The sequence below is a fragment of the Virgibacillus sp. MSJ-26 genome, assembly GCF_018918075.1.
GTDB lineage: Bacteria > Bacillota > Bacilli > Bacillales > Amphibacillaceae > MSJ-26.
Genome location: NZ_JAHLPW010000019.1, coordinates 46,824 through 63,096, shown reverse-complemented (window position 1 = coordinate 63,096; position 16,273 = coordinate 46,824). Strand labels below are relative to the sequence as shown.

Below are 16,273 nucleotides of genomic sequence, written 5' to 3'. Positions count from 1 at the left end.
GGTCGTATACCAAACTGGGCGATGGTTATGAACCAACTTTTAATCCATGATGATCTAAAAGATAGGGTGTTAAAATATCTTGAATAAATTAGAACTTACACACTTTATTTGACAAGCCCGATGAAGCAGCTGTAATCCCTACTGCTGTTTCTTTGTCATAACCCTTTCGCAACATGCTAGGGATTAAAATTTTCCCAACACCGGCTGTATCAGCTTGAGATGCTCCCGAAACACCGGCAAACATCATTGAAACGAGTATATTTGCATGAGCGAGTCCACCGGGAATTGGGCCTACAATGGCTAAAGCCAAATCTATTAATTTTTCGGATATTTTACCAGAGTTCATCAAATTAGCTGCCAAAATGAATAATGGAACAGCTAACAGTACAAATGAGTCCAAACCATTGACCATCTTCATTGTGACCGTTGCCTCAGGCGTATAGGGGATTCCAAAGATTCCAATCAACGCCACAATTCCAATCACGAAAGCAATTGGCACTCCTACCAACATTAGAATTATAAATAAACCTAGTAACAAAAATCCCATTATTCGCTAACCTCCTTCGTTTTAAATCCTTGAATATGTGTTACTAAGTGAAAAATAGAATAAATCACCATGGTAACAGCCATAACTGGAATAACCATCCAGATGTAACCCATTTTCATTTCGGGAATAGAAGCCCATGTATAATTCCAAAACTTTAAAGTAACTTGCATTCCTAATAAAAACACTATAACGTTAAATACTATTAACACTAAATCATTAAAGACACTTAATATTTGACGACTTTTTCCTTTAAGTTTACGTTGAATAAAATCGAAATTAAAATGCTCTCGCCGATTAACCATTACCGCAGCTCCCATAAATATTGCCCATATAAATGAATAGTTGGCTGCCTCTTCTGTCCAAATAATAGAAATACCCATGTACCTAGTAACAATTTGCAACATGATAATCAGAAAAAAAACACATAAAAACGTAACCCCTATACTAATTTGCACTTTCTCAAGTATGTTTATAAACTTTCTCACAATTCACTCCTCCTTATTAGTTTCCTTACTCTAATTCTCTTATTTCGTCTAATAAATTTTTCACACCAATATCTTTGGCAAACTTATCCTGAATTGGTTTTGCAATTTTAATAAATGGTCCTCTGTCAATATCACTCACTATGGCTCCATCATCAATTGCTTTTTCTTTATATTCTTCATCTTGATCATTTGTTGCTTTTCTTTCCGCCGCTACCGATGCTTCAGCTGCTTTTAAAATTATATCTTGATGTTCTTTAGAATAATTATCAAATTTACTACCATTTGTCAGTAAAAACCTTGTCGTATAATCATGGGCTGTTTCCACGATGTATTTCCCGTTAGGCGTGGTATGATGGGCCTGTTGAACGAAAAACGGATAGGCATTTTCAGAAGAATCGACCACATCTTGCTGTAAACCTTGATATAATTCCCCCCATGAGATGTTAGACGGGATAACACCGACAGCTTTCCAAAAGTCTGAAATGACGCCAGATGTTTGAGTTCTTAAAGACACTCCATTTAAATCATCTATTGACTCAATAGGCTTTTTCCCATAGAAATGTCTAGTTCCTGCAGTCCAGTAACCTAATAATTTAAATGAATTATCTGATTTATCATTTATCATTTTAGCCATTTTTTCTCCGACATCCCCGTCAACCACTCTTAACCAATGATCATAGCTTTCAAATAAATAAGGTGCTGAAAATAAATCAACTTCTTTTATACCCGTTTGGGTCATAAATCCCGGTGAGACCACAACAACGTCCACAGCGTCTAACTGAAGCTTTTCAACAAGCTCTGACTCTTCCGTTCCAATGGTTCCTGCGTGTACTTCGACCTCAATTTCCCCATTTGATAGTTCTTCAGTAACTCTTTTAAACTCTAATAAGCCTGTTTGATAAGGATTATCAGGAGAAGTTTGATTGTGAGCAGCAATGATTTTAATCGTTCCATCGTCTTCTCTTTTTACTTGATTTGTACAGCCAGCAAGAATAAGAGAGAATAGTAAAAACACCCCAACAATGTAAGCCCATTCATTTTTCTTCATATAATAAAACTCCCTTTATAATTTTTTATCTTTATTTGCAATTTAATTTGGCAACGTATTTCTGAGTTTTTTCTTTTAATTGCTCGTAATCTGCGTCAGTTTTTAACTTAAGGGCATTCACTAAGTTGCTTCCAATTCCTACAACTGAAGCACCACTATAAAGATAATCATTCATATTATCTAGAGTTATTCCACCTGTTACCATTGTTTCCACAAAAGGAAGAGGTCCAATAATACTTTTGATATAGTCAGGCCCTAAGATATTAGCAGGAAATATTTTAACCATTTTGGCACCATTTTCAAAAGCAGTTAATATTTCTGTAGGACTAAACACGCCAGGTATATTTAAGACGTTGTATCTGTTAGTCAGCTTCAATGTTTCTATATTTAAGGTTGGAGAAACAATAAAACTCGCTCCAGCTAGCAAGACATTCCTTGCTGTTTCCGTGTCAAGAACGGTCCCCGCTCCAATATTTATTCGGTCACCAATTCCATCTGTAGCTCTCTCAATAATCCGAGAAATTCTGGGTGTTTCGGCAGTAATTTCAACATCCCTAATTCCTCCACTTTCAAGTGCATAGAGTATATCGAGGATATTTTCTTCATTTGCTTTGCGAATAATTGCTACTACTTTGTTTTTTTTAATATCTTGTAATGTATTCATAGAACCCTCCATTGATTTACTCTAAATTAGTATGTTTTTTAATCATTTTTTCACTATCATTTTTACAATGACTTTCAATTAATTCAACGATGATCCCGTCGAGTAAAAGATGAGCTGATTGATCAAATTGACTTCCTAATGGTTGAATTGTTTTTGGTTCGTCAGGCAGACGTTTTTTAGTTGCTGCAGGAAGGATTACTGTTAATTCACTTATCTTTCCAATGATAGCATCCTTATTAGTTGTTATTAAAGCTGTTATTGCATTCATCTCTTTTGCTTTTTTTGCGTAAGATATTAAATTCGCTGTATTGCCAGAACCTGAAATGATAACCAATAAATCATTTTTATCAATATTCGGTGTAATAGTTTCGCCAACTGCATACACATCATATCCACTATGCATAAGTCTCATAGCAAACATTTTCCCTACTAAACCTGATCTCCCCATCCCCACTATGAAAATACGGTCTGCATTACAAAGTTCTTGTACCAGGTTATTTATTTCTTCTTCATTAACATGACTTAATACTTTTTCTACCTCTTTAGAAATAACATTTAGTTTATTTAACATTTAAATAATCTCCCTCTCACTTTTTATTAACTAGATTCTCGAATTTTCAACGTTGGTTCAAAACGGAATATCTGTTTTTCAACGTTAGTAGATTCATTTTTTATTTCACTTAATAATAGTTCAGCTGCTTTTTTACCCATGGCAAAAGCAGGTTGGCCAACAGTTGTTAAGGCAGGCCGGTAAAATTCAGCAAATGTCACTTCATCTATTCCTATAATTGACAATTCATTTGGTATTTTAATATTGTTTTTTTTCGAGTAAGATAAGACTTCAAAAAGAACTCTATCATTTAATGCAAGTAAGGCAGTTGGTGGCTTATCATTTGAAAACATTTTTTTTAGAACATCCTGGACCTCATTAATATTAGTATTTATGATAGAATTTTTATTAATAGAGATTTCATGGTGCGCCAACCTTTCTTTAAAGGCATGGGTCCTCTCTATTCTTGGAGTTATATTTTCTTTTAAAGGAGGAGATATCATCCCTATAATTTCGTGTTCACGTTCAACGAAGTGATCCACTGCCAACTTTACAGCTTGCTCGTTATCTAACAAAACCGTGTTAGCATCGACATTATTCACCAAACGATCCATAAAGACAACGGGATAATTTTCTTTTCTCAACTTCTTATATAGTTCTACATTCGATCCAGTCGGAAAAACAATGATCCCATCAACCTGCTTGGCTCTCAGCATTTTTATATACTCTTTTTCTTTTTTAGGATTATCATCTGCATTACAAACAATCACGTGAAAACTATTTTCATTAAAGTAATCTTCTATAGCGCGAATAACTTGTGTTGAAAAGACATGAAGAATGTTTGCGACGATTACTCCAATGGTAGTTGTTGACTTTTGTTTTAAACTTCTTGCGACAATGTTGGGACTGTAACCAAGTTCTTTGATAGCTGATTCGATCTGTTGTTTTGTCTTCTCACTCATATATTCGTATCTCTTATTTAAAAACTGTGAAACTGTACTTTTTGAAACACCGGCATATTTTGCCACATCACTGATTGTTACGGATTTCATATTTTCTCTCCTAAGTACATAATCATTTATAACTTAAACATATAATACGTTTGTGAAAAATCATAGTTACGTGTCCTGCCTTAAAATAAGCTTTCTTATCCAAGGTGACGACGGATAAACTCAGAGCCCAATCTGAATGTGTCATAGTTTTTAACTGCAACACCAATAACCCAGAACCAAAAATTGTCTACTGTGAAGTAAGTATAGCTTAATAAAAACTATCTATTAAATTGATGATCACGAAATATATCAATAACGATAATTTGAATAATCTCTTTCAATTTCGAAACAACTTGATAGGCATTCTGATTCATTTCGTTTATCAGTTCGATAAGATTAGGTACTTAGTTACTTCTCGACTGCGCGAAATCCGGTTACTGAATCCACTAATACCAATATCATTGCTGCTTTAGATATCGTTAGTACATCTGCAGGCTTACAAAAATATACAGGGCTTTCAAACGATTAAAGCAAAATTGGCAGGTATGAGTCCGGTACAATACCGTATACATACCTGCCAATTAGTCCTTTAAAAAATTAATTTATGAGGTCATATCAGATCCTGTCACTATTCCTTTTGTATCTGACATTTTGTTCAATGGGCTGTCATACCGATCTATGCGTCTTCATTCCGGTCCCACGCTCACTCTCCGGCTCAAATCCTCCCCCCCCACGCATCTCACGTCCATTAAACTGCATGTTATGTTTTTCCCCTTTTTAACCAAAGAACTTATTGTATACTAAAGCAACAGGAAAGGAGTTTGGTTATGCGCTGGGAATTAGATATTAATGAGAACTATGAGCAAACGAAGATTACGATTCGGGCACCGAAGCAAACGGATGACATCACGAAATTGACGACATTTATCGATCAGTTGTCCCACACGATCCCTGTTCAACACAATGAACAACAAACCAATATTGATATACATAGCATTCTTTATGTTGAAAATGTAGAACGAACAACTTTTATTTATACAAAAACAGAGATGTATGAAGATAGTCGCCCCTTATATGAAATTGAGAAATTGTTGGCACCATTTGAATTTATTCGAATCAACAAGCAAACAGTGATCAACCCCCGTTATATTCAGTCGGTTAGAGCGTTGTTTAACAGCCGATACGAATTGTTAATGACGAGTGCCGAAAAATTAATTGTCACACGACATTACCGAAAAGACTTTAAAGAACTATTTGAAAAGGGAGGTCTTTATGATGCGTAACTGGTTCATTTTATTTGCGACCACATTTACAATCACAACCTTAATTCTGACGATGACAACGTGGTTTTTTCCCAATATGGCTGCTTTTAATAGTCAATATGTTATTTTGTTGTTTTTCTCAAGCGCATTAATCTCGTTATTTATTATTTGGTTTAATCAACTACCAATTGACAATATCGTTTTAAGTATTTTTATAGATGTGATGTTCATTTTTGCTATTGTGTATGGAACCGGTATTGTCATTAAATTGATCCCTGTGGACTTATTTAATTTCATCCTTGTTTTATCGTTAGTGATTATCATTTATGTCATGATCACGCTCATCTATATGTCTATTCTAAAAAGGGAAGCTGAAGATATGAATGAAAAAATTTCAAAGTGGAGGAATAAACATGCTGAAAGTAAACCATTTAAGTAAATCTTTTGGAAAAATTCACGCGGTGACAGATGTCTCATTCCATGTTAAAAAAGGATCTACTTTTGCATTTCTCGGGACAAATGGAGCTGGAAAATCAACCGTCATCCATATGATCATCAATCTATTAAAACCTGACCAAGGTGATATTACCTTTACTGGCGGAACCTTAGAGGAAGTGACCGGCATTGTCTTCCAAACCCATCGGCTGGATGAAGAGCTGACGATAGAAGAAAATTTAATGTCCCGGGCTAAACTTTATGGCTTATCTAAAAAAGAAGCGTTGATACGAATCAATGAGTTGCTGGAAGTCACCCATCTATCAGATAAAAGAAAGCGTCAATACGGTCAGTGTTCTGGGGGCGAAAAACGAAAAACAGATATCATCCGCGCCCTCTTACATCACCCAAAATTTTTAATTTTAGATGAGCCAACAACAGGGCTCGACGCGGAATCACGTGAAGAAATTTGGACACTTTTACGAAGCATTCAAAGAGAACAAGGATTAACAATTTTCCTGACAACTCATTACATCGACGAAGCGGAAGACGCTGATGATGTACTCATTATGCATGACGGTCAAGTGGAAGTTGAGGGCACGCCACATGAATTAAAATCAAACTATTCAAAAACCACCCTTCGCCTTCATACAGAAAATAAAGACCATATCATCGACTGGTTAAATTCTCGGCAATATTCGTTTGAAAGTACAAACAACATAATCTCCATCACTCTTCAAGAAAGCAACGAAGCCATCCCCATTTTAAAAATGGCAGAAGAAGACATCACCCATTTTTCCATTGAAGAAGCAAGCCTGGAAAATGTTTTCTTACAAGTCACTGAACAAATCAAAAGAAAGGTGAGAGTATGAATACTTTAATCCAGCGTCATATCAAGTTGTTTTTCAAAGACAAAGCGAGTGTGTTTTTCTCATTATTTTCAGTATTTATCATCATCACACTTTACCTGCTCTTTTTATCTGAAAACATCTCGTCCAATTTACCCGAATTCAACGACCAAGCTGCTTTCGTTTTCTTATGGATGTTCGCAGGTATTATCGCTGTCACCACTGCTACAGCTTCCCTTGGAGCTCTTGGAAAGTTCATTGAGGATAAAGTCGGCAGAAAAAGCGAAGACTTCCTGATCACAAAAACCACCAAACAGTCGCTTGCTTATTCCTATGTAACCTATTCGTTCATCATCGGATTCATTTTTACAGCGTTACTATTTATTTTTGGCTATATGTATACCCTCGTGAAGTTTAACATCACTTTCAATCTTTCTGTGTCGCTCATTACTATCATTATTCTAAGCACGCTCATGCATACATTGCTTTTTCACCTCATTACATCGAGTTTAAAAACAATGAGTGCCTTCAGCGGATTTTCAACGATTGTAGGAACACTCATTGGATTTTTAGCTGGGATTTACATTCCAATCGGCATTTTACCAGCCTATATCCAAAAGATAATTATTTTATTCCCAACAACCCAATCAACCGTTTTATTAAGAAACCTGCTTATGACCGACGTGCTCGAACCCATGAAAACAGTTATGCCGACTGAAGCCTACCATGAAGTCAATGAAATGCTTGGAGTGACATTACATTGGAACGACCAACTCCTCACCAGCCAATTTTCTTGGATGTATTTGGTTGGATTTACAGTTGTCTTGATTGATTTAGTTTTGTGGAGGAATAGGAGGTGAGGTTGGTGGGATTTTTTTGTATGGGAATTTGTTCGTAAACGATGCAAGCGGATTAGACAGATAAACGCAACATCTAATGTTCTAACAAGAATAATACCTCTGAGTTAAAGATTAAACACATTAAGCCATGATTTTCACTAAAATCATGGCTTATTAGAATCTATTAAGATTTCATTCTGTTATATGAGAAACTACAAATTCTGCATTACCTACCAATTGGAATGATTGTACGCTGTGAGGAATAATAAAGTTATCACCCTTTTGAATCGCAAACGATTGATCTTCAACTTTAATACTTGCTTCACCTTTGATAACATTTACCTGCAAGAAGTCCGCTGATAATTTATGAGTTACAGTTCCATCTAATATCCAATGATAAACTGTAAAGTATTTTTCTTTAATCAATGTGTCGCTCGTGAGCCCTTCTACACATTCTCTGATACGAGGAAATTCAGAGGATTTATGTGGGATTGTAGTGACTTCCTTCGCTTTTTCTAAATGTAACTCACGTTTGGCCCCGTTATCATCTGTCCGATCATAATCATATACACGATAGGTAATATCTGAACTTTGTTGGATTTCCAAAATCATAATACCTTCACCAATCGCATGAATCGTACCGCTAGGCACATAAAAAAAGTCACCAGGATTTACTTTTTTCGTTTGAAGTAATTTATCCCACTCCCCATCCTTCGTCATCCTGTCTAATTCCTCTCGATTTTGTGCATGGTGCCCTAAAATAATACTTGCATCTTCTCTAGCGTTTAGCACATACCAACATTCTGTTTTACCGTATGGAACTTTTTCGATTTCCCTAGCATATGTATCATCTGGATGGACCTGAACAGATAAATTAGCGTTAGCATCTAAAATCTTTACAAGAAGAGGATATACCGAGTCATTTTTGTTGTTTTTATTAAATAACTCACTATGGTTTTCCCATAAATCTAAAAGTGTTTTATTTGCTAAAGGTCCATTCTTAACGATGTTCGATTCATTCTCAAGGGCAGACATAACCCAAGCCTCTCCTGTTTGTTCAAATGGAATATCGTAGCCAAATTCCTTTTTTAAATTTTGTCCGCCCCATATTCTTTTTTGATACACAGGGGACAGAAATATAGGCTCTTTATACATTTTCATCCCTCCATCAAAATTTTTAGCATTCATTGCTTAAAAATAATGTTCTATTCTTATAACACATTATCCATCCATAAAGCCGCTGCACCTACTACTCCGCTACTCTGTTTAAGTTGAGATGGTACAATTTCTGTCTTTCTTCCATCGGGATTTAGTGCATAAGATTGTACATAGCTTCGAATCGGATTAAACAGTGTCTCACCACTATTCGAAACGCCTCCACCTATCACAATCTTTTCAGTATCAAACATGTTTATTAAGGTTACACACGCTACACCTAATACATGAAACACACGATTCATATATGGTATAATATCAGTATGGTTTTGGTCATAAAGATTAAATACCTCTGCTGTCGTTAACTTCTCACCCATTATTTTAGAACCTTCCCTTGCGATTGCAGTACCAGAGGCAATCCATTCTAAACAACCATATTGTCCACAAGTACATTGTCCAAACGAAGGGTCTACGACTATATGTCCAACATCTCCCGCATTACCTTTACGGCCATGTAACAACTTCCCATCTGAAATAATACCTGATCCAATCCCAGTACTGACAGTCATATATATAAAATCATCATTCTTCTGCCCTGCGCCTATCCATTTTTCTGCAAGTGCTGCCGCATTTGCATCATTTTCTAACTTTACTGGAATAGAAAATTCATCTTCTACCCATTTTTGGATGGGGATATCCTTCCATGTAGGTAAATTTGGGGGACATAAAATCATTCCATTTTTGCTATCAAGTGGGCCGGGTGCACCTATGCCAATACCAGTTATATCTTCTTGTTTCAAACCTGCTTGGGTAATGATATTTTTTATTTCAACGTTGATTTTGGAGATCATGTCAAACGGAGAAATAGATAAATCTGTAGGTATAATCGATTGTTCCTTTACTAGTCCGGTTTCATTTACAATCCCAATAGCAACTTTAGTTCCCCCTATGTCCACTCCTATTGAATTTTTCATACTAAGTCTGCTCCTTTACTCTTGAATACGAATGCTTTTAGAGATACATATTAATTAGTGCTACCTAAACCTTCTGCTTGTCGATAATGATAGGCTGCACCAATCAAATTCGCATTAGCCTTAAAATAACACTTCTCAACCTTTGGAATCACCGTTGCTACATCGACTAAACTTATAATAGCCTCCATTTCCTTCGTTAACCGTTCAAGCAAATCTTCTCTCACACTGATGCCACCACCAATTAAAATCGATTCAGGATCATACGTATATTGGATGTTATACAGCCCTATCGCTAACATATGATAGAATTCCGCAATCGCTTGTTGGCATATTTTATCCCCCTGTTCCGCTTTTGAAAAAATCATCTCGCCTTTTAAAGAGGATGAAGGGACTCCTTTACGTTCAGCCACGCGCTTTATAATTGAATAAGTTGAAGCAAGTTCACTAAAGGTGTTCATACCACTTCCTAGGTTATTTTGATCCAAGATCATATAGCCAAATTCACCACCATGTAAATGACTGCCTTTCTCGATAATACCGTTCCTCACAAGTGCCCCACCAATACCTGTACCTATTACGACTACTGCAATATTTTCTTTTCCAACAGCAGATCCTTGCCAAATTTCAGCAAGTGCGGCACAGTTTGCATCGTTTTCTATGTGGACCGTTAATCCTACTCTGCTTTCAATCAATTTCTTAATATTTGGACCATGGAGATAGGGAATAGCACTAGAACCATAGATAACTCCATTATCGGCAACCGATCCAGGCGAACTAACGGCAATCCCTGTTATTTTCTTGTTTGTATTTTTTCGAAGCTGGTCTTGAATTAAAACAATTAAATCATCAAGACTATTTGGCGTTGATGTATGCTCTTGATTTAATATGTGTGCATGTTGATTAATTAAACCATATTTAATATGTGTACCACCGAAATCAAATGCGAGGATATTCTCCATATTACACCTCAAATTGTTTAATTATATCATTTTAAGATTGACATCGTTTTTAAAGCCCATTATTTTTAGCAATTTTACTAAACCATTCTCCACTACGTTTTAAAGAGCGTTCCTGAGTATCTAAATCAATGCGATATAAACCATACCTGTTTTTATATGCATTTAACCAAGACCAATTGTCCATAAACGTCCATACATGGTAGCCAAAACAATTAGAGCCTTCTTGAATACCTTTATGTAGCCATTTTAAATGCTCTCTATAGAAGTCAATCCGGTAATCATCTTCAATCATACCTGACTCGTTTATAAAACGTTGTTCATTTTCTACTCCCATACCATTTTCAGCAACATACCACGGTATGTTCCCATAATTATCTTTTATATTAATCGCTATATCATAAATACCCTTTTCATAAATCTCCCATCCTCGATAAGGGTTCATTCGACGCTCAGGCCAAACATACGGATCAAAAAAGTTTTCAGGTAAGATTGTTTCAGACTCAATAGGGGTTTCTTTTACCTTAACACGACGAGGCTGATAATAATTTACACCTAAAAAATCAACGGTATTATCACGAATCAGTTGTAAATCACCATCTTCTTTCGTTGGTAGAAGATCATATCTCCTTAATAATTGAACGAGTTCATCAGGATACGTCCCTAAAACTGATGGATCTAAAAAACTTCGATTATAAAACAAATCAGCAATCTTGGAAGCTTCCAAATCTTCTTTTGAATCACTACGCGGATAAGACGGGGTTAAATTTAAAATAATACCTATTTCGCCGTCTTGTTTCATTTCACGATATGAATGAATCGCTTTCGCACTAGCAAGCATCGAGTGATAAGCAACAACAACAGCCCGCTTCATATCCACAACACATGGATAATGATAATGATTTAAATAGCCCATTTCAACGGGAACAATAGGCTCATTGAATGTTGTCCATTTCTTCACACGATTCCCAAACAATTTAAACGCTGTTTCTGCATAATAATTAAATGCCTTGACAACTTCTCTATTTTCCCATCCGCCTATTTTCTGAAAGTGAAGCGGCATGTCAAAGTGATATAAATTAATAATTGGTTCTACCTCATGTTCCAACAATTCATCAATCATACTATTATAAAAGGCAACAGCTTTTTGATTAACATTTTTACCGTCAGGCAGTAGACGAGACCATGAAATAGAAGGTCGGAATGAATTTAAGTTAATAACTTCCATCCTTTTTATATCTTCTTTAAATGAACTATAAAAGTTAGACGTTACCTGAGGACCAACCTCCTCATGAAAACGTTCAGGTTCTATTTCGTACCAATAATCCCATATGTTTTTAGCTTTTCCATCCTTATCCGCAGCCCCTTCCGTTTGAGTTGCGGAAGCAGCTGCTCCCCATAAAAAGTCTTTTGGGAATTTGTAAGTTACCATGAATAGCACCTCTTCTACTAATTAATGTGTACTTAATCTTGTCGCTAGAGGACTTCCTTTAACATGTACTCCATTTATATGGAGGATAAATTCACTGAACATAGAATTCGCCCATGAAAACCAAGGTCTTGTAAATTGATCTGGGTTATCCACATGAAAACCTTCATGCATTAAATACTTATCTGCGTCAGTCGTCTTTAACGTTTCCAATATATTATTTTTTTCTTCTAAAGTTTCGGCTGTCATGCCTTGCACCGCAAGTGCAATATGCCAGATGTATTGTTCTGGTGTGTGAGGACTACCAATCCCTTTAGCGACTGTTCCTTCGTAGTAATACGGGTTTAATTTACTCAATATAAAATCTCTAGTATTTTGATAAGTTTTATCGGTTAAATCACTGTATCCAAGATACGGTATCGATAATAATGAGGGGACATTCGCATCGTCCATTAAATTGTAATTACCAAAGCCGTCTGTTTCATAGGCATAAATCTCACCATAATCAGGGTGCTCCACCTTACCATAGGTTTGGATACCCTCATCAATTTCATCAGCTAACAATTTAGCCTTCTGAGCTAAATTTTGATTACTAAGAACCTTTTTAGCAATTTCATTGAGGTATCTCAATGCAACTACCGCAAACATATTGGCGGGAATTAAATAACCATATTGACAGGCGTCATCACTGGGGCGAAAACCTGACCACGTCATCCCGGTGTATTTAACCGGTGCACCTTTTCCATCATGTGATAATGTATCCTGTGGCGGGCAGTTATCTCGTCTAAAGAAATAACTTGATTTCTCTGCATGGTTTTGTTCGACTTTCCAAACATGCATAATGTTTTCCATTGCTTTTTTAAACGTGTCATTAAAATGCTCCGTTCGTCCAGTAGATTTCCAGAATAAATAGGCTAGTTGAATTGAATAACATAAAGAGTCTATCTCATACTTCCGTTCCCACAATAAAGGCGTCATCTCCGTATCATCGTCAGCATAACGATCGCCTGTTGGCTTTTCATTAAAAGCATTCGCATACGGATCATGATTAATATATTCCATATGTTTTTGAATAACACCTTGGATCATGTCAGCCATCTTCTCATCCGTCTCAGCAAGTACTAGATAAGGTCTGACTTGTGCAGCCGAATCTCGAAGCCACATGGCCGGTATATCACCTGTAATAACAAAGGTTGTACCATCGTCTTGAGGACGAATCGTCGTTTCATAGGTATTCGCAAAACAATTTTCAAACATATAACTTAATTTATCATCAGTTGTACTGTCTTTTATATGATTAATTAACTTATTCATTGAGGCAGGTATCTTTCTATTTTCCATATCAAGTTATCTCCTTCAATTGCTTTTACTTCAATCTCAAACCTAATGTGATAATCTCATGTTGCTTGGCGTTTATCTCTATATCACCTTGTTCCAGACTTCCTTTCTGTTCCTCTAAAATATTACTTTTATAAGCATTAGCCTTCTCTTTAGGCATAGATACTTTAAGATAATCATCAACGTCTGACATGTTGTACCAACGGGCCATAATATCTTGAGTATCTTCATTTACTTTCAAGGAAGTAAATGCCAGCTTAGGACCGCCCCAATCTAAAAATGAATGTGTTGACGCTACTTTTCCTTTTTGAATGCCTGTTTGCTTGGCTATCCATGGAATTTGGTATTGATAAGCATCTTGGTATGCTTCGTATTTATTCATGTCACCTTGAAATGGATAAATTCTAAATGCTGCTTTTTGCTCTCCTTGACACTGAGCTTCTGGAGTCGGAAAATATCCCCAATCCCCCATTTCTCTAACTGAACGAACCAGCGTGACTGCAATTGTTTGCCGTGAATCTCTTAAGACCTCATATTCATTTAAACCTTTATTAGAAATAGCAATACCTTCCGTTTTATTACTTAAAGCAACAAATTTCTGTTGATGTTGAGAGTAATCAGGATTAGTCCATTCTTTTGATGGTACATTGTCACGATTTGCTACTTCAAAAATGGCATCAACGTTGTGAGAATCTGTTTTTATATCTGTCGGGAACAGTACCCTTAATCGATGGTCTTTCGCCTGATTATTAAACGTTGATTCGACATTAATTCCTTGATCATCTTTTGTTACCGTAACAAACGTTTTTATTATGAAAGGAACTGTCTCTTTAGTGCGAGTTGCTTTTCGTTTTGTGAACCAAACAAGCTCTTGTTGTTCCTGATCTAATAAGTCGGTAGCACTTTTTGGTAACTCCCATTCATGGGTTATTTCAACAACAGCTTTAAGTGAAGTATCTTCAATAATCCGAGTTGTAGCTGTTAAGTCCTTAGTTGTTATTGTCTTTTCACCGTTAGGCTGTTTGTACATATATTCACTACCAATATCGCCAGAATTCTCATATAAACAAAAATCTTTATACTGACGTTTAGTTTGCTTATCTGTTATGGTCAATGAACCATTGGATTCAATAACTATATTGAAATAGTTATTCTCTATTTCATTTTTATTTTTAAACAATGATACATGATCTTGTTTTACGTTCTTTTTTATTAAGGCGTATGTCTTATAACCTAGCATTGGTACTTCCAATGCTTCAAACTCTATACGAACACGGCGAGCCATATAAGGTTGGCGAAATTTATCATCGGGCAAGTCATAACCAAATGAAATACCTAAGTCTTCTATTTGGCATCCGTATTCATTGCCTTTATCGTCAATGATGACCCGATTACCTAACGGAAACTCTTTCAACTGTTTCTTATTAACTCCTTTTGAAAAATATTCACGTTTTACATCTAATTCTACGGATACAACTCCAGAACGTTTGTAGCCACTTGTATTGAAAATTGTAAACGCAAGCGCATCAGCTTGACTATCTTTAAAACAAGCTGTATCAATTTGAGAGGTTATAACTTCAAGATTTTCATCAATAATCGTTTCAGTCACATGTTTTGCATTTTCAAAACGAGTAACCATCCCCCTGTGAACTTCATCGACACTACAGCCGCAAATACTATCATGTGGGTGGTTCTGCATTAAAATTTTCCAAGCATATGCAAAATGATCATGCTGATAATCGGCTCCCAGGATATGAGCGAAAGTGGCTAAAGGTTCGGCAACATTTTCTAATAATGTTTCACATTCTCGATTCATTTGTTTTAAATACATACGTGAAGATGCAGTGTTGACTAAAGTACCCCATCCATCCGTTTGTTGACTGCGAAGTTCGCCTTTTATTTCCTTTACATTTTCAGGTAATGTTTTTGTAAGTTCTTCAATATAGTCATTGAAATTTGAATGCTTAAATGTCACATCAGGATATAAAGAGTTTGCCGTTTCAATAGCTTTAGATAAATCGGTTTGAATCGGCTGATGGTCACACCCATTCATCATTAACATATGTGGGGATGAAGCATATTTACTTAAGTTCTCAATGTTTTGTTCCCAATAATTCCTTGCTTCATCATTGTTGACAGGAATTTCATTACCATTACAATACCAATTTGCAAATAAAATACCCTTAACAGAAGATCCATCCGGTGAACGCCAAACCATTTCGGAATAGGGTGATTCAAAATTCTCTGAGTCTATAACCATGTTATTAAAGCCAGTTGGTTTTACGCCACGACCAAATACAGCATACTGTATCCCCGCTTGTTTAAGTATTTGTGGAGCTTGCCCCATATTTCCGAATGAATCCGGGAAGTACCCAAGCTTTGAGAGTCCACCCCAGTTACGGGCATCTTTCATTCCATATTGTAAATTACGAATATTCGCTTCACTACTTGTTAAGAATTCATCCTGTAAAATATACCATGGCCCAATGTAAATCCGTCCATTTTCTATTAACTGTTTTAATTTATCTTTCATATGTGGACGCACTTCTAAATAGTCATCTAGTATAATTGTTTGTCCGTCCAAATGAAAACTCTTGTAATTAGGATCATTCTCTAATGTTTCAATAAGCTGATCCATTAGTTTAATTAACAACATATGGTGCTTTTCATAAGGCAAATACCATTCCCTATCCCAATGGGTATGGGAAATGATGTGGATGGTTTGATTGTTGTTCATTATTTTTCCTCCAA

The 16,273-nt window shown here is 36.0% G+C and carries 15 protein-coding genes and 1 pseudogene; 4 read left to right on the top strand and 12 right to left on the bottom strand.

The features are described 5' to 3' along the window. Positions 1-118: 118 nt before the first annotated feature. The 6 genes and pseudogenes from KQI49_RS15530 to KQI49_RS15505 form a co-directional block, all read right to left on the bottom strand. Positions 119-547: pseudogene (locus KQI49_RS15530) on the bottom strand (TRAP transporter large permease subunit); the annotation flags it as partial. Next, positions 547-1,032, bottom strand: a complete 486-nt coding sequence (locus KQI49_RS15525) for a TRAP transporter small permease (RefSeq protein ID WP_216490419.1) — start codon at positions 1,030-1,032, stop codon at positions 547-549. The pseudogene KQI49_RS15530 and the gene KQI49_RS15525, both read right to left, overlap by 1 nt. Before the next feature lie 25 nt (positions 1,033-1,057). After that, positions 1,058-2,080, bottom strand: a complete 1,023-nt coding sequence (locus tag KQI49_RS15520; protein WP_216490418.1) for a TRAP transporter substrate-binding protein — start codon at positions 2,078-2,080, stop codon at positions 1,058-1,060. Between the two features lie 31 nt (positions 2,081-2,111). Then, complete coding sequence (locus KQI49_RS15515; RefSeq protein ID WP_216490417.1) at positions 2,112-2,744, bottom strand: bifunctional 4-hydroxy-2-oxoglutarate aldolase/2-dehydro-3-deoxy-phosphogluconate aldolase; 633 nt, start codon at positions 2,742-2,744, stop codon at positions 2,112-2,114. A 16-nt stretch (positions 2,745-2,760) separates the two neighbouring features. Next, complete coding sequence (gene hxlB / locus KQI49_RS15510; RefSeq protein WP_216490416.1) at positions 2,761-3,315, bottom strand: 6-phospho-3-hexuloisomerase; 555 nt, start codon at positions 3,313-3,315, stop codon at positions 2,761-2,763. A 26-nt stretch (positions 3,316-3,341) separates the two neighbouring features. Then, the gene (locus KQI49_RS15505; protein ID WP_216490415.1) at positions 3,342-4,346 is read right to left on the bottom strand and encodes a LacI family DNA-binding transcriptional regulator; all 1,005 of its coding nucleotides are present in this window, start codon (positions 4,344-4,346) and stop codon (positions 3,342-3,344) included. A gap of 767 nt (positions 4,347-5,113) precedes the next feature. Here KQI49_RS15505 and KQI49_RS15500 point away from each other — a divergent pair. From KQI49_RS15500 to KQI49_RS15485, 4 genes are read left to right on the top strand one after another with little or no spacing between them, the layout of a single operon-like run. Then, entirely contained in the window at positions 5,114-5,569 is a 456-nt protein-coding gene (locus KQI49_RS15500; protein ID WP_216490414.1) for a LytTR family DNA-binding domain-containing protein, read from the top strand. Next, positions 5,562-5,987, top strand: a complete 426-nt coding sequence (locus KQI49_RS15495) for a DUF3021 family protein (protein WP_216490413.1) — start codon at positions 5,562-5,564, stop codon at positions 5,985-5,987. The genes KQI49_RS15500 and KQI49_RS15495 overlap by 8 nt, the downstream gene beginning before the upstream one ends. Further along, complete coding sequence (locus tag KQI49_RS15490; RefSeq protein ID WP_216490412.1) at positions 5,962-6,855, top strand: ABC transporter ATP-binding protein; 894 nt, start codon at positions 5,962-5,964, stop codon at positions 6,853-6,855. Before KQI49_RS15495 ends, KQI49_RS15490 begins: the two co-directional genes overlap by 26 nt. Further along, positions 6,852-7,691, top strand: coding sequence for an ABC transporter permease (locus KQI49_RS15485; protein ID WP_216490411.1), 840 nt, complete (start codon positions 6,852-6,854; stop codon positions 7,689-7,691). Before KQI49_RS15490 ends, KQI49_RS15485 begins: the two co-directional genes overlap by 4 nt. A 171-nt stretch (positions 7,692-7,862) precedes the next feature. On the opposite strand, the gene manA is transcribed toward KQI49_RS15485, so the two are convergent. Genes manA through KQI49_RS15455 form a run of 6 tightly spaced genes read right to left on the bottom strand, consistent with a single transcriptional unit; the run spans position 7,863 to position 16,259 of the window. Beyond that, complete coding sequence (gene manA, locus KQI49_RS15480) at positions 7,863-8,825, bottom strand: mannose-6-phosphate isomerase, class I (protein ID WP_216490410.1); 963 nt, start codon at positions 8,823-8,825, stop codon at positions 7,863-7,865. Positions 8,826-8,881: 56 nt separating this feature from the next. Further along, entirely contained in the window at positions 8,882-9,799 is a 918-nt protein-coding gene (locus tag KQI49_RS15475; RefSeq protein ID WP_216490409.1) for an ROK family protein, read from the bottom strand. 50 nt (positions 9,800-9,849) lie between these two features. Next, a complete protein-coding gene (locus KQI49_RS15470) occupies positions 9,850-10,758 on the bottom strand; it encodes an ROK family protein (protein WP_216490408.1) in 909 nt (302 codons plus the stop codon). Between the two features lie 49 nt (positions 10,759-10,807). After that, the gene (locus tag KQI49_RS15465) at positions 10,808-12,187 is read right to left on the bottom strand and encodes a glycoside hydrolase family 1 protein (protein ID WP_216490407.1); all 1,380 of its coding nucleotides are present in this window, start codon (positions 12,185-12,187) and stop codon (positions 10,808-10,810) included. A 21-nt stretch (positions 12,188-12,208) separates the two neighbouring features. Further along, positions 12,209-13,525 (bottom strand): glycoside hydrolase family 125 protein, encoded by a 1,317-nt coding sequence (locus KQI49_RS15460; protein WP_216490406.1) that lies wholly within the window; start codon positions 13,523-13,525, stop codon positions 12,209-12,211. 25 nt (positions 13,526-13,550) lie between these two features. Beyond that, complete coding sequence (locus KQI49_RS15455) at positions 13,551-16,259, bottom strand: alpha-mannosidase (protein WP_216490405.1); 2,709 nt, start codon at positions 16,257-16,259, stop codon at positions 13,551-13,553. Between the last annotated feature and the right edge of the window lie 14 nt (positions 16,260-16,273).